Raw genomic sequence first — 21,129 nt, forward strand, 5'->3', positions numbered from 1 at the left:
CCCCCGCCCCGCCCTGCCGATGGCCGCCTTCGCCCTTGCCGCGATGACCCCGGTGCCGCTGCTGATCCTCGGGGCGCTGGCGGGCGGGGTCTGGCTCTGGGCCGGGTTTCTCTACATGGCGCTGCTGGCCGCGCTGCTTGATCAGCTGATCCCTTACGTCGCCGGAGACGCCCCGGAGGGCCAGGAATTTCCCGGCGCCGATGCTCTGCTGGCCTCGGTCGGGGTATCGGCGCTGGCGCTCGTGGCGGTGGCCACCTGGGCGGTGGCGGGGCCTTCGGGGCTGTCCGCCGGGCAAAGGCTGCTGATGTTCTTCGGCGCGGGATTCTGGCTGGGCCAGGTCGGCCATCCGGCGGCGCATGAGCTGATCCACCGCACCAGCCGCCCGCTGTTCCGCCTCGGCCAGGCCTTCTACGCGGCGATCCTGTTCGGCCAGCACGCCTCGGCCCACCGGCTGGTGCATCACCGCCATGTCGCTTCGGACGAGGATCCGAACAGCGCCCGCGAGGGCGAGAGCTTCTACCGTTTCGCGCCGCGCGCCTGGTGGGGCAGTTTCCGCGCCGGCTGGCAGGCCGAGGATGCGCTTCGCGCCCGGGCGAAATCGCGCCGGGGCCTGCACCCTTACGCGATCTATCTGACCGGCGGCGCGGTCGCGCTGGCGCTGGCCTTCGTGCTGGCGGGCTGGCCGGGCGTTCTGGCCTGGGCGGGGCTGGGGCTGCACGCCCAGATGCAGGTGCTGGTTTCGGATTACGTGCAGCATTACGGGCTGCGCCGCGCCCGGCTGCCCGACGGGCGGCTGGAGCCGGTCGGCCCGCGCCATTCCTGGAACACCGCGCATTGGTTTTCCTCGGCGATGATGCTGAACGCGCCGCGCCATTCCGATCACCACGCCCATCCCTCGCGCCCCTATCCCGCGCTGCGCCTGCCGCCCGCGGACGAGGCGCCGCGCCTGCCCTGGCCGCTGCCGGTGGCCTGCACGCTGGCCTTCCTGCCCCGGCTCTGGCGGCGCAGGCTCGGGCCGCATCTGCGGCGCTGGCGCGAGAACGCGCCGCCCCTCACGCAGCCCTGACTGGAAATCCCCGCCCGGCTCTGCCAGGTTCGCCGCGACGGGCGCATCCACCGCCCCCGCAGGAGGTTCCGAATGCGCCGCGCCCTTATCGCCCTTGCCCTTCTCGCCACGCCCGCGCTGGCGCAAACGCCGCTGAGCGCCGAGGAATTCGAGGCCTACGTCACCGGCAAGACCCTGACCTATTCGCAGTTCGGCACCGTCTTCGGCATCGAGGAATATCTGCCGAACCGCAAGGTGCGCTGGAAGACCACGCCCGAGGAGTGCCAGTATGGCAGCTGGTTCCAGCGCGGCGCGATGATCTGCTTCGTCTACGAATACAGCTCCGGCGAGCATTGCTGGACCTTCTGGCGCGACGGCGACGGGCTGAGCGCGCTGGCCGAAGGCGCCGCCCCCGAGAGCATCCTCGCCGAGGTGGGGCAGACCACCGACGGTCTCGCCTGCCCTGCCCCCGATGTCGGAGTTTGAATCGATGCGCGCGTTTCTTCCTGCCCTTTGCACCGCCCTTGCGCTGACGGCGGCGCCCGCCCTCGCGCAGGACAGCCGCCCGCAGCCGGGCCCCGGCAGCGATCCCGCCCTGAGCGCGGCAGAATTCGACGCGCTGACCCGCGGCCGCACCATGGACACCCATGACGCCGAAATCGGCCTTTACGGGGTCGAGACCTTCCTGCCCGGCCAGCGGGTGATCTGGCGCGACGCCGACCGCTGCATGCACGGCAGTTGGGAACAGGTCGGCGAGCAGATCTGCTTCCTCTACGAGGACAAGCCCGACCGGCCGGTCTGCTGGACCTATCACGACCGCGGCGGCTGGATCATGGGCTGGTTCGAAGGGCGGCGCGACACGGTGCCGATCATGCTCTACCCCGCCCAGGGGCCGATCTCCTGCGAGGGCTGGCTGGGGGCGTAAGGCCCGTCGCCGTCCCTCGGCGATCCCATCCTGTCCGCACCGCGCCGGATATGCGGCCGCCCCTTCGGGACTCCGGACCTCCCTTCCAGCCCCGGAGCCATGCGCCGGTCTGCAACGGGCAGCGGCACGGTGCCCGGACAAACCACGCCACCGACCGGATCGCACGGTCGCGAGTGTCCCGGCGAGGATCGCGCCGCTCCCGTTCTCCGACATGCACCGCCCCGGCTGACCCGCGCAGGCGGGCGGGCCTCCGGTGACGCAGATCGGGGGAAAATCCTTCGTCTCGCCAAAGGAGAGGCCGGAAGAGCGTGGATCCGGCCGCCTAATGTGCCAGGGCAACACCCAGGGACCTCAGCCGTCCCGCCCATCTCCGTCGGGGTTTCCGGACGGTCCTGGCCCCGCCCGCCTTCGCACAGGCAGAGCACCACCGCCCCGCCGCGCGAAGCCGCGGGAAAGACTGACGGCGTACCGGGAAAATGCTCATATCCCTCTGAGATCGCATGAGTTTGCCCGGGCCGGTTTCCAGCGTCCGCACCGCAACTCGCCTTCGGCTCCCTCCGGCGCCGTTCACCGGATGGCCAAAGCCGCGCGCCCTTCGCACCGGCAATCCGCCGCATGGGGGCAATGGGATGGTCCGGCCCCGCTTTCAGCCCTCGACACTCAATGCGCCAGCCTCGAAGCCGGATGAGCATCCAGGTAGGCGCGGGCAGGAGCAGGTTGCCGCCCCAGCCTCAGTCCGGGGTCCGGCAGTTCCCTGCGGAAAGGGTTCAGAACAGGCTGCCCTGGCCGCCGCCTTCCTGGTCCTTGCGGCGCGCAGGTGTCGCGGGCCGCGTGACCGGCAAGGCAGCCAGGCGGCCGTCGGCGAACTGGATCTCCAACTCCGCCGCCCGCCCGGCGTCGGCGGCCGAGGTCAGCACCCGGCCGCCGCCCCTCACCACCGCATAGCCGCGGCGCAGGGTGTTCTCATAGCCGAGGCTTTGCAGCACCCGCTCCACCCCGGCGATCCGTTCCGCCAGCCGGTGGCGGCGCGCATCCGCCGCCGCCTCAAGCCGCGCCTCCAGCCCCGCCAGCCGCAGCCGCCCGTCCTGGCCGCGCCGGGCGGCCTCGGCGATCAGCCGGTGCAGCGCCGGCTCCAGCCGCGAGGACCAGTTGGCAAAGGCGCCGCGCTGGCGCTCGATCCGCCGCGCCGTCCATTGCTCGGCTGCCAGCGCGCGCCGGTCCAGCGCCGCCTGGCGCTCGCGGATCAGCCGCAGCAGCAGTTCGGGCCGCATATGCGCCGAGGCGCGGTCGAACTGGCCGCGCCGGCGCGCCACCATCAGCCCGAGCGCCGCGCCGAGCCGCCCCGCGGCATGGTCCAGCCGCTGCGCCGCCGATCCGGTCAGCGCCTCGGGTCGCGGCAGCGCGCGCGACAGATCGGCGAGCCGCTGGCGCCGCTGCGCAACCGCCTGCACCGTGCCGCGCAACAGACGCGCCGACAGCCCGTCAAGCGCCGCGAGCAGTTCCATCCGCACCGGCACCGCCAGCTCCGCCGCCGCCGTGGGCGTGGGCGCGCGCAGATCGGCGGCAAGATCGATCAGCGTGGTGTCGGTCTCATGCCCCACCGCCGAGATCAGCGGGATCCGGCTTTCCGCCGCCGCCCGCACCACCACTTCCTCGTTGAAGCCCCAGAGATCCTCCAGCGAGCCGCCGCCGCGCGCCACGATCAGAAGATCCGGCCGCGGCACCGGCCCGCCGGGCGCGATGGCGTTGAAGCCGCGGATCGCCGCCGCGACCTCGGGCGCGCAGCGCTCGCCCTGAACCGCGACCGGCCAGATCAGCACCCGGCGCGGGAAACGGTCGCGCAGCCGGTGCAGGATGTCGCGGATCACCGCGCCCGAGGGCGAGGTGACGACGCCGATCACCCCGGGCAGCCAGGGGATCGGCTTCTTGCGCGCCGGATCGAACAGCCCCTCGGCAGAGAGCGCGGCGCGGCGCTTCTCCAGCATCGCCATCAGCGCACCGGCGCCCGCGGGCGCCAGATCCTCGACGATCAGCTGATATTTCGACTGGCCGGGGAAAGTGGTCATCCGCCCGGTGGCGACCACCTCCATGCCTTCCTCGGGCCGCACGCTCAAACGCGCGGCCTGGCCCTTCCAGGTGATGGCGGCGATGACCGAACGGTCATCCTTCAGATCGTAATAGAGATGCCCCGAGGCCGGACGCGACACCCGCCCGATCTCGCCCCGGACCCGGACGAGGCCGAATTCGCCCTCGATCACCCGCTTCACCGCGCCGGACAATTCCGAGACGGTGAATTCCGGGCTGTTGCCCTGCGGGGCGGGGGTGTCTTCGAACAGATCCATGCCCCCTTCCTGCCCTGGCCCCGCCGTCCGCGCAACCTCTCCGGGCGGTATTGCCCGCGACCGGCCGGGGAAGCCTCCGGCGGGGGTATTTAAGCCAGGATGAAAGCCCCTGGTACGCCCCTCTGACCGGCCGGTCGCTGACCCCCACGCGCCGGATGCCTCCGGCGGTAGAGCTGTTTCTTAATGATTTCAATGGGGGCAAATGGCTAACGGTGAAAAATTTCTCCCTCGATTTTCAAAAAGAAATTTTTCGCCGCGGCTAACGGAGAGAGATTCCAATGACTGAGAAGCATACGCACTGGTTTGTCGCCAGGGTCTGGGGCGAAGATCGCGCCGAGACCCTTTTCAACGGTGCCCCGCGCGCCTCTGGGGACTTGATCGCCTTGGCCAGAGACGCCGGGGAAGATCGGTTGACCGCTTTCTTGCGCGTGAAAAGGGCGTCCCTGGCTGAGATGCTCAGAACCCGAGCCACCTTCCGCGCGGCTTACGCTGCCACCTAGGCGAAGCTGACAAAGACCTAAAAGAGAAAGGGGGCGACCACGGCAATGGTATCCGCCCCCTGTTTTTGCCCCCGATGCAGCAAGATCGGCGTAAGAGTCGCTGATCCTTGCCACCGATGCAAGGAAAACAGCGACGCGCGCCGACCGAAAGGAAAAGCATGACCGACTTTGCAAGTTGATTGAGGATGATATTCAGGCGGACCCTTCCCAGGAGTTTGTGGGGCAAAGATGGGCGGTGCGACCACAGGCCGAGTGGTGTCATCTTATTGGCGTTTCTGACCGAACCTTGCGAGACGTGATCAATATTTCTCCGATCCAGACGACCACCACGCTTGTGGAGGGCCGCAAGACGGTGCTGCTTCGTGTAGGGGAACCGGCTGAAAAAAGCGACCGCCATAATCGCCTGCATCCCCGGACGTAAAACCCGCAACAAGACAGTCCGATACGACAAGCGCCGCTACAAACGTCGAAACCGCATCGGGATCATGTCTCAGTGGCTCAAGGACCGGAGGTGGGTGCCACACGCTACGACAGATGTCCCATCCTCTTCCTCTCAGCCATCGCTCTCGTCGCAACCGTCCTATTCTGGCTTTGAAACTTAATGAGTCCAGAGCTTAACGCCCCTGGCACGTTAGCCAAAACGCTTCGCAACGCATGGATTTCATATACATACAAAGCCAGAAATATAACCCCGGCGGGAGTATTTCCGCCAAAGTGAAAGGCCTTTCACCCTGATCCAAATATTCCGGGGGAGTCCCCAACGGGGACGGGGGCAGCGCCCCCCTGCCCGGCCCGCAACGAGAACAGGTCAAGGAAAGCCTGGCCTTGAACGATGTCGCCTTCGAAGCGGATCAGCCTCTCTGCCGTCACCGCCAGCGGCATTGGCCCGTAAACCGCCATCGCCATCGCATTGGTGCCGCCCGCGAAGCGCAGCGCACCCGGCCCCGCCGGGCCGCGCTCCACGACGTAGCGGCCGGGCGCAGTGCGGATGGTAAAGCTCTGGCCTTCCATCTCCACCCCCACCAGATGGCTGCCTGCGCGGTCGCGCGCGCACATCGCCCGCATCGACAGCATCAGCGCGGTGGGGCTGATGAATTTCGCCGGATCGTGGCCGGGCTGGCCTGCGCCCCAGTGGCAGAAGGCTTTCAGCACCGGCCAGAGCCCCTCGCCCGCCGGGCTCAGCCGCCAGGCCTGACGGCGCGCAAGCCCCGGCACGCCCTCACGCGCGATCAGCCCCGCCGCCTCCATCTCATCGAGCCTCTGCGTCAGCACATTGGCGCTGATCCCCGGCAGGCCGGTGCGCAATTCGCCGAAGCGGCGCGGCCCCAGCATCAGTTCGCGCACGACCAGCAGCGCCCAGCGATCACCCACCAGATCCAGCGCATGGGCGGCCAGACAGCCTTCGTTGTAACTGCGCGTCGCGGGCGGAGCCTTGCCTGTCACGATCTCTCATCGAGTTTTTAGTTGCTTTTTATGACTAACCCGCCGAGCCTGACGGAAACAAGCGCGAAAAGGAGAACACCATGGCCTATATCGACGGATTCCTGATTCCGGTGCGCAACGAGGACCGCGAGACCTACAAGGCGCATGAGCTGAAATGGTGGCCGTTCTTCCGCGACCTCGGCGCGCAGACGCTGGTGGCGGGCTGGGGCGACGACGTGCCCGCGGGCAAGCAGACCGATTTCCACCGCGCGGTCGATCTGAAGGACGGCGAAACCGTGGTGCTGGCCTGGATGACCTGGCCCGACAAGGAAACCCGCGACAAGGCCTACAAGTCGATGGAGGAACGCTCGAAGGACGACCCCGACATGGCCCCCGAGGCGATGCCCTTCGATGGCAGGCGCATGGTCTGGGGCGGTTTCGCCCCGCTGATCCAGGAGGGCTGAGCCTTGTCCTGTCATGGCTCTCCCTGCTGGTATGAGCTGACCACCCGCGACACCGATGCGGCGCGCGCCTTCTACGGCCCGCTTCTGGGCTGGACCTTCCGGGACGCCGGGATGGAGGGTTTCGATTACGGCCTCGCGCTGAAGGACGGCGCGATGGTCGCGGGGCTGATGGATCCGGGCGAGCCGATGCCGGAATTCTGGATGACCTGTTTCGCGGTGGAGCGTTGCGACGATGCGGTGGCGCAGGCAGAGGCCCTCGGCGCCCAGATCCATCGCGCGCCCGAGGACATTCCCGGCACCGGCCGTTTCGCCATCCTCGCCGACCCGCAGGGCGCGGTCTTCGGCCTGCTGGCACCGCAGGACCAGCAGGCGGGAGAGGCCTTCGACCAGCAGAAACCCGGCCATGGCAACTGGCACGAACTGCATTCGACCGATCCGGTCGCGGGCTTCGCTTTCTACGCCGCGCTTCTGGGCTGGAGCGCCTCTGACGCGATGGATATGGGGGCCGACGGCAAATATCAGCTCTTCGCCCGGCAGGGCCGGGATATCGGCGGCATGATGGGGATGCCGGGCATGGAGGGCGCACCGCCCTTCTGGCTGCCCTATTTCGGGGTGGAAAGCGCCGGAGCGGCCCGCGCGCGCATCCTGGAACTGGGCGGCACGGTGCTGCACGGCCCCGCCGAGGTGCCGGGCGGCGCCTGGATCACCATGGCAACCGATCCGCGCGGCGCCCGTTTCGCGGTGGTCGGCGGGGAATAGACGACCTTCCGCTTAGCCGGACAGAAAAGGGCCGCGCCGGTGATCCCGGCGCGGCCCCGGCTTTTTACGGCCGCTTATTGCAGCGCGGCCGTCCGCATCAGGGGCGTGATCAGCCGCACCACGACGCGGCGGTTGGCGCGCTCGTCACCCTGGCTCGCGATCTTCAGCTCGGATTCGCCATAGCCCTGCACCACCAGATTTTCCGGCGGCACACCGAAATATTCGGTCAGCGCCAGCGCGAGGCTTTCCGCCCGGCGGTCCGACAGCAGCAGGTTGGAACTGGCCGAGCCCACCGCATCGGTATGGCCCTCGATCAGGAAGACATGGCGCGGGTTCGAGCCCAGCAACTGCTGCATCAGCCGGCCAAGATCCGCGAGCTTCCTCGCCTCGGACGAGCGGATCACCGAAGAGCCGGTGTCGAAGGTGATGCTGTCCACCTCGACCGTCGCCGCCAGCGCCCGCACCTCGCGGATCTCGCGGATCTGGCGCAGGCTGAACTTGCGGCCGAGGTTCTCGGCCTCCAGCGCGGCAAGCTCGGCCTTCAGCGCGGCATTGCTGTCGGCGGTCGAGATCGTCACCCGGTCGGGCGCCGGACGCGGCAGTTCGGTGACGATGATCGGCTCTTCGGGCCAGAGATCGTCGATCAGCACGGTCTCGATCCCCTGCCGGTCATAGGCCGTGCGTTTCAGCACCCGGCCCGAGGCGTCGCGCACCGTCACCACCTGGCTGCCATCGGCCCGGCTGACCACGGTGCGGGTGGAGCCGTCGGAATAGCTCTCGGTGCGGGTCGAGACGCCGGGGCGGCGCAGGACGGCATCGTCGTCCTTGTAGACCACATAAGAGCCGTCGGGGTTCTCGACCACCACCCGGTCGCCGGAATTGCTGACGACCTTCTTCTGGTCCTTGCGCCCTTCGTTGATCACCGCGCCCACGACCAGCGCGCCAAGCGCGACGAGACCGACCTTCTCCAGATCCGACAGGCCGGATTTCTTGCCCGCGCCCACCGCGACCGGGGCGGCGGCGAACTCTTCGGCCGAGGTGCGGGCGGTGGCCTCGTCAATCACCGACTCGATCACACCGACCGGCGCGGAAGCGGGAGGGGCCTCGGCGGCGGTGCCGTCCTCCGCGGCGGCGCCCGCGGCCGAAGGATCGAGCAGCGCGGCCGCCGCGGCCACCCCGGCGGCGATCCCGCCATCCGCACCCCCCGTCACCGATTCCGGTGCGGTCAGGATGGTGCTCAGGGTCTCGACCGCCTGAGCCTCGGGCACCGGGGCATCGACCGGCTCCTCAGGCGCGGCGGCGGCGCTGTCGAGCGGCTCGTCGGCCGGCGTCTCAGCGGCGGCGGGCTGGCCCTCCGGCTCATCGGTTGTGGTTGTCTCGGCGGGTTCGGCGGAAGGATCGGCGGCGGGCTCCTCCGTGGTGGCCGCATCCGGCGCGGCGTCACCGGCGGGGGCGGCCTCATCGACGGCTGGCGCCGTCTCTTCGGCGGCCTCTTCCTGTGCGCCGGTGGCGGGGACGGCCGCCTCGTCCGCTTCCGCTGAGGGTTCAGCCCCGGCTTCGGGCGCCGCTTCAGCCTCGGCGGCGGCTTTGGCGGCGGCTTCCGCGGCCTGGGCGGCTTCCTCGGCGGCGATGCGGGCGGCTTCCTCGGCTTCGGCCTGGGCGGCAGCGGCAGCCTCGGCGGCAGCCTGCGCCTCGGCCTGCGCCTCAGCTTCCGCCTGGGCGGCCGCTTCGGCGGCGGCGCGTTCGGCCTCATCCGCGGCAGCCTTCGCTTCGGCCTCGGCAGCCTCAGCCGCGGCGGCGGCTTCGGCCTCGGCGCGGGCGGCCTCATCGGCAGCGGCCTTCACTTCGGCTTCGGCCGCGGCCTCTTCGGCGGCCCCGGCTTCCAGCGCCGCATCGGCCTCCATGTTCATCGCGCGCAGGATCGCGTCCAGATCGCAGGGCATCTCGGCGGTCGGCGTGCAGATCACCGCACCGTCCGGCCCGAGCACCGAGCCATCCTCCTGGAGCACCTGCGCCCGCGCGGGCATGGTGTGGAAAGAGCTCAGAGCCACCGACAGCGCGGTGGAGGAGATCAGGATTTTACGCATGGGCCTTCCTCTGTTGCCTCTGGTCGCCACCGCCCGATTCTCATGGCTGGGGGCGTATTTGCCCGGGAAACCTGCACGAGGACGGGCCTGTTATGCGATAGCAACGCAGCCGAAGCGGCAGGGTTCCGCCGCCGCCTCAGCCGCCCGTGTCCGCCTCGGCGGCCAGGAACCGGCGCAGCGAGGCCAGCGGCGCGCGGCCCGGACGGCCGGCGGGCGCCACCAGGTAATAGGCGCCATGCGCGCGCACCGGCGGCCCAAAGACCGGCACCAGCCGCCCCGCCTCCAGATCGGCCCCGGTCAGGAAGCCCGGCAACAGCGCCACCCCCATGCCATGCACCGCCGCCTGGGCCATGGTGGCGAACTGGTCGAACAGCATGGCGGGCGGGCGCAGCCCCGGCGCACCGTGATGCGCGAGCCAGCGCCCCCAGTCTCCGCTGCGCCCGTCAAGCTGCAACAGCGGCAGCGCCAGCACCTCGGTGGCCTGTGCCAGCGGCGCGGGCACCAGCGCGGGCGAGGCCACCGCGATGATATCCTCGTCCATGAGTTTCAGGAATGACACGCCCGGCCAGTCCTCGCGCCCGTAATGGATCGCGGCGTCAAAAGCGGTGCCGTCGAAACCGAAGGGCCGCAGCCGGGTGGACAGGTTCACCGTCACCTCGGGGTGAAGCCCCGCGAACCGCGCCAGCCGCGGCGCCAGCCAGTGCATCCCGAAGGCGGGCAGGATCGCAAGATTCAGCGTGCCGCCCGAGGGATTGGCCCGCAGGGTCAGCGAGGCGTCCGACAGGATCTTCAGCGCCTTGCGCACCTCGGCCACATAGTCGCGCGCCGCCGGGGTCAGCACCAGCCGCTGGCGTTCGCGTGTGACCAGCGCCACGCCAAGCTGGCCCTCCAGCACCTGCAACTGCCGCGAGATCGCGCCCTGGGTCAGCGACAGTTCCGCCGCCGCCGCTGAGGCGGTGCCGAGGCGATCCAGCGCCTCCAGCGCGGTCAGCGAGGCGACCGAGGGCAGATAGCGGCGCGGCAGCATATGAGTTTTCCTCATGAACCCGTGACGCAGTTTCGATACACCCGCGCGCGGCTTTCATGCAAGAATGCCCGCCAGATGCCGCATAGGATTCCGCTCATGTCCGACAAGCCCAAACTGAAAGCCAAGGATGCCCCCGATCTGGGCCGCTTCGACTGGGAGGATCCGTTCCGCCTCGACGACCAACTGACCGAGGAGGAACGCGCCTTGCGCGACGGCGCGCGCTCTTACGCGCAGGAAAAGCTGCAACCGCGGGTGATCCGGGCCTTCGCCGATGAAGAAACCGATCCGGCGATCTTCCGCGAGATGGGGGAAATGGGCCTTCTGGGCGTCACCCTGCCCGAAGAATACGGCGGGCTCGGCGCCTCTTACGTCGCCTACGGGCTGATCGCGCGCGAGGTCGAACGGGTCGATTCCGGCTACCGTTCGATGATGTCGGTGCAGTCCAGCCTGGTGATGTATCCGATCTACGCCTATGGCTCGGAAGAGCAGCGGCGCAAATACCTGCCGAAACTGGCGAGCGGCGAATGGATCGGCTGTTTCGGCCTGACCGAGCCGGATGCGGGCTCGGACCCGGCGGGGATGAAGACCACAGCCAGGAAGACCGCGAACGGCTATGTGCTGAACGGATCAAAAATGTGGATCTCCAACGCGCCCCTCGCCGATGTCTTCGTGGTCTGGGCGAAATCCGAGGCCCATGGCGGCAAGATCCGCGGGTTCGTCCTCGATAAGGGGACCAAAGGGCTGTCGGCGCCGAAGATCGGCGGCAAGCTCAGCTTGCGGGCCTCGATCACCGGCGAGATCGTGATGGACGGGGTAGAAGTCGGCGAGGACGCGCTCTTGCCGCATGTCGAGGGGCTGAAGGGGCCGTTCGGCTGCCTCAACCGCGCGCGCTACGGGATTTCCTGGGGCGTTCTCGGCGCGGCCGAATTCTGCCTGAATGCGGCGCGGCAGTATGGCCTTGACCGCAAGCAGTTCCAGAAGCCGATCGCGGGCACCCAGATCTATCAGCTGAAACTCGCGAACATGCTGACCGAAATCTCGCTGGGCCTGCAAGCCAGCCTGCGGGTCGGGCGGCTGATGGACGAGGCCAATGCCGCGCCCGAGATGATCTCGATCATCAAGCGCAACAATTGCGGCAAGGCGCTGGACGCGGCCCGGATGGCGCGCGACATGCACGGCGGCAATGGCATCTCCGAGGAGTTCCAGGTGATCCGCCATATGCTCAACCTGGAAACCGTGAACACCTACGAGGGCACCCACGACGTTCACGCCCTGATCCTTGGCCGCGCGATCACCGGCTTGCAGGCGTTTTTCTGAGGCGGAACAAAGCTCCCGCATCCCGCCCCGGAAAACGGCGGCGCGCCCGGGCCCGGCTTCCCGGCCCCGCGCCGGCGCGCCGCCGTCTCTGTGCAGGGGCGCGGCGGACACACGCTCCGGTAGTGTGATCGTCGCTGCCCGAAACAATCGGCGAAAACTGTTCGTGACCCGGCGCCCCCCGCGCGCGCATTCCGCTTGCCCCCACCCCCGGCCAGGCGCGATATTCGGGCCAGAGTCGCGCCGGGGCAGCCGCCGTCGATTCAGCCACCGCCGGGGGAGATCATGCAGGATCCGTTCAGCGCCCAGAGCCTCTCGGCGCGGCCAGGCCAACAATGGCTGGCCGCGATGGAGGCCATCGCCGAAGAGGACGGCTATCTCGATCCGCTCGGGCCAAAGCACCTGGCCTTCTTCGCCGAGACCGGCACCACGCTGCTCGTCACTTTCGAGCGCGCCGAGGCGATCCGCGCGCGCGAGGGCAACCTGCCCGCGGGCTGGGCGCTGGCGCAGGAAAAGGGCTGGTCGTTTCTGTGCCTGATCGCCGAGGGCGAGACCTTCTGGCGCGCGCCCGAGGTCTGGGGCTATTTCGACCGCCTGGTCGATGACGCCCTTTTCGACGATTTCGACCGGGTGCTGTTCTACGGTGCCGGTCCTGCGGGCTATGCCGCCGCCAGCTATGTCGTCGCCGCCCCCGGCGCGCGGGCGCTTCTGCTGGCGCCGCGCGCGACGCTTTCGCCCGAAATCGCCGGATGGGACCGCCGCCACCGCGAGGCGCGGCGGCTCGATTTCACCAGCCGCTACGGCTATGCCCCCGACATGACCGAGGGTGCCGGACAGGTCTGGCTGGTGTTCGACCCGCTGAACCCGGCCGATTGCGCCCATGCCGCCCTGTTCCGCCGCCCCTGGGTCACGGCGCTGCACGCGCGCTGGACCGGCGACGCGCCCGAGCGCCATCTGGCCAGCGCCGGGGTGCTGGACAGGATCCTTACCGAGGCGGTGGAGGATCGTCTGACCCCGGCGGGGTTCGCCGCGCACTGGCGCGCGCGCCGGGACTCTGCCGTCTACCTGCGCGCCCTGCTGGCCACCGCCGCCGGGCGCGGCCGGCCGGGGCTGGAGGAGGCGATCTGCCGGTCGGCCACGCAAAGGATGAAGGCGCCGCGTTTCGCCCGCCGCCTCGCCGAGCTTTCCGCCGCCCGTGACACTGCCGCACACGAGACTGGCGCGCATGAGGCTGGCGCACATGAGGCTGGCGAAAAGGCCGGGGCCGCTCAGAGCGCGTCGTAAGCCCGCATCCCCGCGCAGCGCGACAATCCGCTCCTGGATCGGCCGCGCCATGCAGCCCATGACCAGAGTCGGCTCGCCGCCGTGCATCACATGGCGCCCGGCGGCGCAAACGGGGTCGCGGAACGCCCCCCTGCCCGGGCCTCTTATCCGCGGCGACCAGCATCGGTGAATCCCCGAGCAGAAGAACCGCCGCCCTCGCCGGACGAGGCATACCCCCCGGGTATTCCGCTGGTTTCGGGAGAGGATCCTGCCCGAACGCTCTGGCAAAGACACGCGGTTTCGGTTAGCCGGAATGTCATGAATCGCGACATTCAAATCCGCCGCCCCGACGACTGGCACCTGCATCTGCGCGACGGCGCCATGCTGCAAGGCGTGCTGCCCGAGACCGCGCGCCATTTCGCCCGCGCCATCATCATGCCGAATCTGGTGCCGCCGGTGGTAACCGCGCAGGATGCCCGCGCCTATCGCGAGCGCATCCTCGCCGCTTTGCCCGAAGGCGCCGCGTTCGAGCCGCTGATGACGCTCTATCTGACCGAGGACACCGACCCCGCCGATGTGGCGGCCGCCGCCGCCTCGGGGCTGGTGAAAGCGGTGAAGCTCTACCCCGCGGGGGCCACCACCAACAGCCATTCCGGGGTGCGCGATCTCTCGAAGGTCATGCCGGTGCTGGAGAAAATGGCCGATATCGGCCTGCCCTTGTGCACCCATGGCGAAGTCACCACCCCCGAGGTCGACATTTTCGACCGCGAGGCGGTGTTCATCGACACCGTGCTCGATCCGCTGCGCCGTCGTCTGCCGGAATTGCGGGTGGTGATGGAGCATATCACCACCGAAGAGGGTGCCACCTATGCGGCGGAAGGCGGACCTCGCCTCGGCGCGACGATCACCACGCATCACCTGATCATCAACCGCAACCATATCCTCGTGGGCGGAATCAAACCGCATTACTACTGCCTGCCGGTGGCGAAACGCGAGAAGCACCGCCTCGCTTTGCGCCGGGCGGCGGTCAGCGGGGCGGCGTGCTATTTCCTCGGCACCGATTCCGCGCCGCATGTCGATGCACTGAAGGAACATGCCTGCGGCTGCGCGGGCTGTTTCACCGCAACGAACACCATGGCGCTGCTCGCGCATGTGTTCGAGGAAGAGGGCGCGCTGGACCGGCTGGAGGCTTTCGCCTCGCTGAACGGCCCGGCGTTCTACCGCCTGCCCGCGAACGAGACGCGGCTGCGCCTCGTGAAACGCGACACCCCTGCCGAGTTCCCGGAAAAGATCCTCACCGAGGCCGGGCCGGTCACCGTCTTCAACCCCGGCTTCCCCGTGCACTGGCACGTCGAATCCTGACCCGCCGCTCATCGACCCTTACGGGTCTCTTCGCTTAAGCGATGAGGCCTGTCAGGGCCGAAGAGCGCCCCCCGAGAGGAACCCCGCATGATCCCCGCCGCCTTTCCGCCCAAAGAGGAAATCGCCCGCCTGACCGCCCGCGCCTTTCTGGAAATCGGCGCGGTGCATTTCAACGCGCGCGAGCCCTTCACCCTCGCCTCGGGCCTGCCCTCGCCGACCTATATCGACTGCCGCAAGCTGATCTCCTACCCGCGCATCCGCTCGATGCTGATGGATTTCATGGCGGTGACGGTGATGCGCGAGGCCGGGTTCGAGGCCTTCGACAACGTGGCCGGGGGCGAGACCGCCGGCATCCCCTTCGCCGCGCTCGTCGCCGAGCGTCTCGCTCTGCCGATGACCTATGTCAGGAAAAAGCCGAAAGGCTACGGCCGCAACGCTCGGATCGAAGGCACCATGACCGAGGGCCAGCGCGTGCTGCTGGTCGAGGATCTGACCACCGACGGCGGCTCGAAACTGTCTTTCGTCGATGCGATCCGCGAGACCGGCGCCACCTGCGGCCATACCAGCGTGATCTTCTACTACGGCATCTTCAAAGAGACCGAGGCGCGGCTGGCCGAACATGGCGTGACGCTGTCCTGGCTCTGCACCTGGTGGGACATGCTGGCCGAGGCGAAGGCGCAGGGATCGTTCGACGCCGAAACCCTGGCCGGTGTCGAGGATTTCCTCAACGATCCCCGGGCCTGGCAGGCGGCGCGCGGGAAACAGCCGTAAGCCGCGGAAATCCGGGGGCGGGCCTGTGGACAGGTCCGGGAAAACCCTGCCGCGAATCGGCGGGATCTGGTAAGATCCCGCGGAAAACCACAACATCTGGCAGAGGGCGCATCCGGGCAGGCGCGGGCGCGCCCTTTTCCACAGGCTTTTCGACAGACCTGTCCCGATTGCCTCTGAACGGTTCGACAGGCTAAGGCAACCATGTCAGAGGGAGCAGGCGTGTATGAGTGAAGTCGCAAAAATCCGTTCCGATCTGCCGGCCTCAGTGGCCCCGGCCACCGAGGCGCTGCCCCACAATATCGAGGCCGAGCAGCAGCTTCTGGGCGCGATCCTCGTCAACAACGACATTTACGACCGCATCGCCAGCGTGGTGAAGGCCGCGCATTTCTACGATCCCGTTCACCGGCGCATCTTCGAGATCGCCTCGGCCCGGATCCAGAAGAACGCTTTGGCCTCGCCGGTCACGCTGAAAGCCTTTCTCGAAGACGATCCCGGGCTGAAGGAACTGGGCGGCCCGGCCTATCTTGTGCGGCTGGCGGGCGCCGCGATCTCGGCCTTTGCCGCGCGCGACTACGGCCAGATGCTCTACGATCTGGCGGTGCGGCGCGAGCTGATCCAGCTCGGGCGCGACATCGCCGACAAGGCCGGCCGGGTCGAGGTGGACAGCGAGCCGAAAGAGCAGATCACCGAAGCCGAGCAGCGGCTTTACAAACTGGGCGAACAGGGCGTCGCCGAGCGCGGATTCCAGAGCTTTCTCAAGGCGGTGACCGATGCGGTCAATGTGGCCAACGCCGCCTATCAGCGCGGCGGCGGGCTGGCCGGCGTCTCGACCGGGCTGATCGATCTCGACAAGAAGATGGGCGGTCTGCACGACAGCGACCTGATCATCCTCGCCGGGCGGCCCTCGATGGGAAAGACCTCGCTCGCGACCAACATCGCCTTCAACATCGCCAAAGCCTACAAGCGCGGGCGCAAGCCCGACGGATCGGAAGGCGCGGTCGAGGGTGGCGTCGTAGGCTTCTTCTCGCTGGAGATGTCGGCCGAGCAGCTGGCGGCGCGGATCCTGTCCGAAGCCTCCGAGGTGCCGTCCGAGCAGATCCGCCGCGGCGACATGACCGAGATCGAATTCCGCCGGTTCGTCGATGCCGCGAAAACGCTGGAGAGCTGCCCGCTCTATATCGACGACACGCCGGCGCTGCCGATCAGCCAGGTCGCGGCGCGGGCGCGCAGGCTCAAGCGCACCCATGGGCTGGATGTGCTGATGATCGACTATCTTCAGCTTCTCAAGGGCTCGTCGAAAAGCTCGGAGGCGAACCGGGTGCAGGAGGTCTCCGAGATCACGCAAGGGCTGAAGGCGATCGCGAAGGAGCTGAACGTCCCGGTGATCGCGCTGTCGCAGCTGTCGCGCCAGGTCGAAAGCCGCGAGGACAAGCGGCCGCAACTGTCGGACCTGCGCGAATCCGGCTCGATCGAGCAGGACGCCGATGTGGTGATGTTCGTCTATCGCGAGGAATATTATAAGGAACGCGAGAAGCCGGGCGATCACGAGCTGGAGAAGATGGCCGCCTGGCAGCAGGTGATGGAGCAATGCCACGGCAAGGCCGAGGTCATCCTCGGCAAGCAGCGCCACGGGCCGATCGGCTCGGTGGAACTGTCGTTCGAGGGCCGTTTCACCCGCTTCGGCAATCTCGCGCGGCCCTGGGACGGCGGCGCCGGGCCGGATGGCGGGTTCTGAACCGGCGGCTCTGGCGGCATCTGCGGAAGAGGGGGCCCTGCCCCCTCGGCCCTTGCGGGCCTCACCCCCGGGATATTTAGAGACAGAAAATGAACAGGGTCGCGCAGGATATTTTCTGTCCTTAAATATCCCCGCCGGAGGCAGCCGACGTCTGTGCGGGGCGCGCGCTTTCCCCTTGACCCGACAGTGACGAGTGCCGAGAAAGACCCATCATGGCCACAGCGACCCTTTCCATCGATCTCGACGCGCTCGCCGCCAACTGGCGCGCGCTGGACCGGCTTTCCGGCCCGGAGGTGCAGACCGCCGCGGTGGTCAAGGCCGACGGCTACGGGCTTGGCGCGGGCAAGGTGGCCCGGGCTCTGGCCTGGGCCGGGGCGCGGCGCTTCTTCGTCGCCGTCGCCGAGGAAGGCGCGGCGGTGCGTCAGGCGCTCGGGCCGGGGCCGCAGATCAACGTGCTTTCCGGCCATATGGCCGGCGATACCGAGATGCTGCACGATCTGGATCTGACGCCGATGCTCAACAGTCTGGAGCAGATCACCCGGCATCTGGAGGCTTTGCCTGGCCATCCGTTCGGGGTGCAGCTTGATACCGGGATGAACCGGCTGGGGGTGGAGCCGGTGGAATGGCAGGCGGTGGCGCCGATTCTGATCGAGGCCGGGCCGGTCATGCTGATGAGCCATCTGGCCTGCGCCGACGAGCCCGACCATCCGATGAACCTCAGCCAGCTTGAGGCCTTCCACGAGATGACCGACGGCAGCGGCCTGCCGCGCAGTTTCGCGGCGACGGGCGGCATTCTGCTGGGTCCGAAATATCATTTCGATCTGACCCGCGCCGGGATCGGCATGTATGGCGGCCGGCCGTTCGAGATGGCGCAGCGCGTGGTCACGCTTTCGCTGCCGGTGATCCAGACCCGCGAGGTTCTGCCCGGCGAGGTGGTCGGCTATTCCGCCACCTGGGAGCCCGACGCGCCCTCGCTGATCGCCACCGTGGCCGCGGGCTATGCCGACGGCCTGCTGCGCAGCCTGTCGAACAATGCGGTGCTGTGGGACGGCGACACGCCCTGCCCGCTGGTCGGCCGGGTCTCGATGGATCTGATCACGGTCGATGTGACGCATCTGCGCGAGGTGCCGAAAACGCTCGACATCCTTGGCCCGCATCAGACGGTGGACGATCTGGCCGATGCGGCCGGCACCATCGGCTATGAGATCCTGACCTCGCTGGGCAACCGCTACACCCGCCGCTACCAGGAGAGCCGCGGATGACCGATCTGGTGGCGGGGGCGCTGGCCGGGATCGGCCGGCCGGTCCTCGATCTGCTGGCGCTGATCGGGCGGGTGACGCTCTGGGCGGCCAGCGCGATCAGCCATATGCTGCGCCCGCCGTTCTACTGGCGCGAATTCGGCCAGGCGGTGATGCAGATCGGCTGGTATTCGCTGCCGGTCGTGGGGATGACCGCGATCTTCACCGGCGGCGCTCTGGCCTTGCAGATCTATGCCGGGGGCAACCGTTTCGGGGCCGAGGCGGTGGTGCCGCAGATCGTCGCCATCGGCATGGCGCGCGAGCTTGGGCCGGTCCTGGGCGGGCTGATGGTGGCGGCGCGGGTGGCGTCTTCGATTGCGGCCGAGATTGGCACGATGAAGGTGACCGAGCAGATCGACGCGCTGACCACGCTTTCGACCGATCCGATGAAATATCTGGTGGCGCCGCGGCTGCTGGCGGCCACGCTGACGGTGCCGGTGCTGGTCGCGGTGGGCGATTCCATCGGCATCATGGGCGGCTGGCTGGTGGGCATCACCCGGCTGGATTTCAACTCCGCGACCTATCTCAAGAACACCGCCGATTTCCTAGAGGTCTGGGACGTGGGCTCGGGCCTCGTCAAAGGCGCGGTCTTCGGCTTCATCGTGGCGCTGATGGGCTGCTGGCACGGGATGAACTCGGGCCGCGGCGCCCAGGGCGTGGGGGCGGCGACCAAGGCGGCCGTGGTCTCGGCCTCGGTGCTGATCCTTGCCGCCAACTACCTGCTGACGGAGGTGTTCTTCTCGGCATGATCGAACTGACGGGGGTTCACAAGGCGTTCGGCGCCAACCGGGTGCTGAACGGGGTCGATCTGAGGATCGGCCGCGGCGAGAGCATGGTGATCATCGGCGGCTCGGGCACCGGGAAATCGGTGCTGCTAAAGTGCATCCTCGGGCTGATCACACCCGACAGCGGGACGATCCTGCTAGACGGTCACGACGTGGCGCAGGCAGAGCGCGACGCCTTCCTCGCCCGGTTCGGCATGCTGTTCCAGGGCTCGGCCCTGTTCGATTCGATGACCGTCTGGGAAAACGTCGCCTTCCGCCTGCTGCGCGGCAGCCTGAAACGCCCGAAGCCCGAGGCGAAGGAGATCGCCATCGAAAAGCTGCGCCGCGTGGGCCTCGGGCCGCAGGTGGCCGATCTTTTCCCGGCGGAGCTTTCGGGCGGGATGCAAAAGCGCGTGGGCCTCGCCCGCGCCATCGCGGCCAACCCGGAGATCATCTTCTTCGACGAGCCGACCACGGGCCTTGATCCGATCATGTCGGGCGTGATCAACGATCTGATCCGCGAGATCGTCAGCGAGATGGGCGCCACCGCGATGACGATCACCCATGACATGACCTCGGTCCGCGCCATCGCCGATCATGTCGCCATGCTGCATGGCGGCATCGTGCGCTGGACCGGGCCGGTGTCGGAAATGGACGCAACGTCAGACCCTTACGTTCAGCAATTCATCCACGGTCGCGCCGAGGGGCCGATCCCTTCGGTGCGCTGAGGCGATGGATCCGGGCTTCCTCGACCGCGTGCTGACGCCCTCGCCGGTCATGGGCTGGCTGCTCGTGCTGTTTCCGGCGCTGGTCGCGGGGGCCGGAATTGCCGGGGCGCGGCGGCGCGAGCCGGGCAGTCTGCGGCTGGCGGTGATGGCGCTTCTGCTGCTGCTGTGGCTTGTGCTGCCGCAGTCCTTCGCCGATCCGATCGCGCAGCGGATTTCGGTGATGATTTCGGCCCTCGGCTGGTTCGGGCTTCTGGGCGCCTGGAGCCAGCAGGTCTGGAACCGCTGGCCCGCCCCGGTCTGGATCCATGCCTGGGTGATCTCGCATCTGGTTGCGATTCTCGTGGCTTGCGCCGTGGCGGTGTTCCGCGCGCTGGCCGCCGGCGCCTGAGCACGCGGCCAGGTTGAACCGGGTTTCCATGATGTGAACAATCTGCGGTCCGGGCAGGGAATGATCCGCCCAGGCACCGGGATCGCGGAAAACGCTTGCAAGATCGCCCCCGCCGCTTTTTGGCTGAGCCTGCCATGACGGGGGTTGGGCATGTTTCCACGTGAGCGGGGTTGGCGCAGATTGCACGAGGCCGGGCGGGCCGCGGCGCAGCTTTTCGTGATCCTGGTGGCGGTCAGCCTCGTCTTCGCCACGGCCTGTGCGGTGCTCGGCTGGCTGCCCTGGCCGGAGCTTGCGCTCTCGTTCGGCGGCGAGGCGCTGCCGCAGGCCGGCATGTGGCTTCAGATCGGGCTGACCCTTGCGGCGCTGTCGCTTCTGTTCTGGCTGCCGGCGAATGCGCGGATGGCGCGGCTGGAAAGCGCGCATCGCAGCTTCGCCATGGGGATCGAGGATGTCAGCCGGGCCTATCGCCTCGCCCATGCCACCGACCGCGCCGGGGTGTTCGCCCTGTCGTCTGAATTCGAATCCGTGCGCGCCCGGATGGAGCACCTGCGCCAGCACCCCGATTTCGCCCATCTGGAGCCGGAACTCCTGCAACTCGCGGCGCAGATGAGCCATGAAACGCGCGAACTGGCGCGCGCCTATTCCGACGTGAAGGTCGCCCGGGCGAAGACCTTCCTGCACCAGCGCCAGGAAGAGGTCGCGGCGCTGACCGACCGGCTGGCGCTGGCGCGCGCCACCTGCGACGAGTTGCGCCGCTGGCTGACCGACATCGAAGCCGAGGAACGCCAGACCCAGGTGCAGCTGAAACGGCTGGAGGCCGATCTGCGCGAGATCCTGCCCGGCCTCGGCTATTCGGTCGATTTTGAGGACCGGATGGAGGGGAACGTGGTCACCCTGCCCAAACCCGCCCCCGAACGCGCGGCGGAGCGCAGCCC

The 21,129-nt window shown here is 68.5% G+C and carries 19 protein-coding genes and 1 pseudogene; 16 read left to right on the forward strand and 4 right to left on the reverse strand.

The window, feature by feature from the left end; genetic code table 11:
* From XINFAN_RS18465 to XINFAN_RS18475, 3 genes are all read left to right on the forward strand, one after another.
* A partial coding sequence (locus XINFAN_RS18465) for an alkane 1-monooxygenase (protein ID WP_233352364.1) occupies positions 1–1,066 on the forward strand: 1,066 nt, incomplete at its 5' end.
* 72 nt (positions 1,067–1,138) lie between these two features.
* Entirely contained in the window at positions 1,139–1,531 is a 393-nt protein-coding gene (locus tag XINFAN_RS18470; protein WP_124088339.1) for a hypothetical protein, read from the forward strand.
* A gap of 4 nt (positions 1,532–1,535) precedes the next feature.
* A complete protein-coding gene (locus XINFAN_RS18475; RefSeq protein ID WP_124088340.1) occupies positions 1,536–1,970 on the forward strand; it encodes a hypothetical protein in 435 nt (144 codons plus the stop codon).
* Positions 1,971–2,737: 767 nt separating this feature from the next.
* Here the strand turns inward: XINFAN_RS18475 and xseA are convergent.
* Complete coding sequence (xseA, locus tag XINFAN_RS18480; protein WP_124088341.1) at positions 2,738–4,312, reverse strand: exodeoxyribonuclease VII large subunit; 1,575 nt, start codon at positions 4,310–4,312, stop codon at positions 2,738–2,740.
* A gap of 895 nt (positions 4,313–5,207) precedes the next feature.
* Between xseA and XINFAN_RS18485 the strand changes: the two are divergent.
* Positions 5,208–5,407: pseudogene (locus XINFAN_RS18485) on the forward strand (IS5/IS1182 family transposase); the annotation flags it as partial.
* A gap of 131 nt (positions 5,408–5,538) precedes the next feature.
* Here the strand turns inward: XINFAN_RS18485 and XINFAN_RS18490 are convergent.
* Complete coding sequence (locus XINFAN_RS18490) at positions 5,539–6,255, reverse strand: winged helix-turn-helix transcriptional regulator (protein WP_233352366.1); 717 nt, start codon at positions 6,253–6,255, stop codon at positions 5,539–5,541.
* Between the two features lie 80 nt (positions 6,256–6,335).
* Between XINFAN_RS18490 and XINFAN_RS18495 the strand changes: the two genes are divergently transcribed.
* Positions 6,336–6,698, forward strand: a complete 363-nt coding sequence (locus XINFAN_RS18495; protein WP_124088342.1) for a DUF1428 domain-containing protein — start codon at positions 6,336–6,338, stop codon at positions 6,696–6,698.
* 3 nt (positions 6,699–6,701) lie between these two features.
* Positions 6,702–7,457: a VOC family protein gene (locus tag XINFAN_RS18500; protein ID WP_124088343.1), complete on the forward strand. Its 756-nt coding sequence runs from the start codon at positions 6,702–6,704 to the stop codon at positions 7,455–7,457.
* 74 nt (positions 7,458–7,531) lie between these two features.
* Here XINFAN_RS18500 and XINFAN_RS22445 read toward each other — a convergent pair whose 3' ends face one another.
* Positions 7,532–9,544 carry an OmpA family protein gene (locus tag XINFAN_RS22445; RefSeq protein WP_124088344.1) on the reverse strand — a complete coding sequence of 671 codons (2,013 nt, stop codon included), beginning with the start codon at positions 9,542–9,544 and terminating at the stop codon, positions 7,532–7,534.
* 136 nt (positions 9,545–9,680) lie between these two features.
* Positions 9,681–10,571 carry a LysR family transcriptional regulator gene (locus XINFAN_RS18510; protein ID WP_233352368.1) on the reverse strand — a complete coding sequence of 297 codons (891 nt, stop codon included), beginning with the start codon at positions 10,569–10,571 and terminating at the stop codon, positions 9,681–9,683.
* Between the two features lie 96 nt (positions 10,572–10,667).
* On the opposite strand from XINFAN_RS18510, the gene XINFAN_RS18515 reads away from it, so the two are divergent.
* From XINFAN_RS18515 to XINFAN_RS18560, 10 genes are all read left to right on the forward strand, one after another.
* A complete protein-coding gene (locus tag XINFAN_RS18515; protein ID WP_124088346.1) occupies positions 10,668–11,888 on the forward strand; it encodes an acyl-CoA dehydrogenase in 1,221 nt (406 codons plus the stop codon).
* 282 nt (positions 11,889–12,170) lie between these two features.
* Positions 12,171–13,169, forward strand: coding sequence for a hypothetical protein (locus XINFAN_RS18520; protein ID WP_124088347.1), 999 nt, complete (start codon positions 12,171–12,173; stop codon positions 13,167–13,169).
* Positions 13,170–13,466: 297 nt separating this feature from the next.
* On the forward strand, positions 13,467–14,510 hold the full coding sequence (pyrC, locus tag XINFAN_RS18525; RefSeq protein ID WP_124088348.1) for a dihydroorotase: 1,044 nt from the start codon (positions 13,467–13,469) through the stop codon (positions 14,508–14,510).
* A gap of 87 nt (positions 14,511–14,597) precedes the next feature.
* Positions 14,598–15,281 carry an orotate phosphoribosyltransferase gene (locus tag XINFAN_RS18530; RefSeq protein WP_124088349.1) on the forward strand — a complete coding sequence of 228 codons (684 nt, stop codon included), beginning with the start codon at positions 14,598–14,600 and terminating at the stop codon, positions 15,279–15,281.
* Between the two features lie 223 nt (positions 15,282–15,504).
* Positions 15,505–17,016, forward strand: coding sequence for a replicative DNA helicase (locus tag XINFAN_RS18535; RefSeq protein ID WP_124088350.1), 1,512 nt, complete (start codon positions 15,505–15,507; stop codon positions 17,014–17,016).
* 212 nt (positions 17,017–17,228) lie between these two features.
* Positions 17,229–18,278: an alanine racemase gene (alr, locus tag XINFAN_RS18540; protein ID WP_124088351.1), complete on the forward strand. Its 1,050-nt coding sequence runs from the start codon at positions 17,229–17,231 to the stop codon at positions 18,276–18,278.
* On the forward strand, positions 18,275–19,063 hold the full coding sequence (locus XINFAN_RS18545; RefSeq protein WP_124088352.1) for an MlaE family ABC transporter permease: 789 nt from the start codon (positions 18,275–18,277) through the stop codon (positions 19,061–19,063). Before alr ends, XINFAN_RS18545 begins: the two co-directional genes overlap by 4 nt.
* The gene (locus XINFAN_RS18550) at positions 19,060–19,806 is read left to right on the forward strand and encodes an ABC transporter ATP-binding protein (RefSeq protein WP_124088353.1); all 747 of its coding nucleotides are present in this window, start codon (positions 19,060–19,062) and stop codon (positions 19,804–19,806) included. Before XINFAN_RS18545 ends, XINFAN_RS18550 begins: the two co-directional genes overlap by 4 nt.
* A 4-nt stretch (positions 19,807–19,810) precedes the next feature.
* Positions 19,811–20,194 (forward strand): hypothetical protein, encoded by a 384-nt coding sequence (locus XINFAN_RS18555; protein WP_124088354.1) that lies wholly within the window; start codon positions 19,811–19,813, stop codon positions 20,192–20,194.
* Positions 20,195–20,344: 150 nt separating this feature from the next.
* A partial coding sequence (locus XINFAN_RS18560) for a DNA repair protein (protein WP_124088355.1) occupies positions 20,345–21,129 on the forward strand: 785 nt, incomplete at its 3' end.

Source organism: Pseudogemmobacter humi (assembly GCF_900609055.1).
Lineage (GTDB): Bacteria > Pseudomonadota > Alphaproteobacteria > Rhodobacterales > Rhodobacteraceae > Pseudogemmobacter > Pseudogemmobacter humi.

Bases quoted from the DNA above. Each gene is read 5' to 3' on its own strand.
- XINFAN_RS18515 (WP_124088346.1), top strand. From the start codon at position 10,668: ATGTCCGACAAGCCCAAACTGAAAGCCAAGGATGCCCCCGATCTGGGC.
- XINFAN_RS18545 (WP_124088352.1), top strand. From the start codon at position 18,275: ATGACCGATCTGGTGGCGGGGGCGCTGGCCGGGATCGGCCGGCCGGTC.
- pyrC (WP_124088348.1), top strand. From the start codon at position 13,467: ATGAATCGCGACATTCAAATCCGCCGCCCCGACGACTGGCACCTGCAT.
- XINFAN_RS18535 (WP_124088350.1), top strand. From the start codon at position 15,505: ATGAGTGAAGTCGCAAAAATCCGTTCCGATCTGCCGGCCTCAGTGGCC.
- XINFAN_RS18530 (WP_124088349.1), top strand. From the start codon at position 14,598: ATGATCCCCGCCGCCTTTCCGCCCAAAGAGGAAATCGCCCGCCTGACC.
- XINFAN_RS18470 (WP_124088339.1), top strand. From the start codon at position 1,139: ATGCGCCGCGCCCTTATCGCCCTTGCCCTTCTCGCCACGCCCGCGCTG.
- XINFAN_RS22445 (WP_124088344.1), bottom strand. From the start codon at position 9,544: ATGCGTAAAATCCTGATCTCCTCCACCGCGCTGTCGGTGGCTCTGAGC.
- XINFAN_RS18550 (WP_124088353.1), top strand. From the start codon at position 19,060: ATGATCGAACTGACGGGGGTTCACAAGGCGTTCGGCGCCAACCGGGTG.
- XINFAN_RS18555 (WP_124088354.1), top strand. From the start codon at position 19,811: ATGGATCCGGGCTTCCTCGACCGCGTGCTGACGCCCTCGCCGGTCATG.
- XINFAN_RS18495 (WP_124088342.1), top strand. From the start codon at position 6,336: ATGGCCTATATCGACGGATTCCTGATTCCGGTGCGCAACGAGGACCGC.
- xseA (WP_124088341.1), bottom strand. From the start codon at position 4,312: ATGGATCTGTTCGAAGACACCCCCGCCCCGCAGGGCAACAGCCCGGAA.
- XINFAN_RS18510 (WP_233352368.1), bottom strand. From the start codon at position 10,571: ATGCTGCCGCGCCGCTATCTGCCCTCGGTCGCCTCGCTGACCGCGCTG.
- XINFAN_RS18475 (WP_124088340.1), top strand. From the start codon at position 1,536: ATGCGCGCGTTTCTTCCTGCCCTTTGCACCGCCCTTGCGCTGACGGCG.
- XINFAN_RS18520 (WP_124088347.1), top strand. From the start codon at position 12,171: ATGCAGGATCCGTTCAGCGCCCAGAGCCTCTCGGCGCGGCCAGGCCAA.
- alr (WP_124088351.1), top strand. From the start codon at position 17,229: ATGGCCACAGCGACCCTTTCCATCGATCTCGACGCGCTCGCCGCCAAC.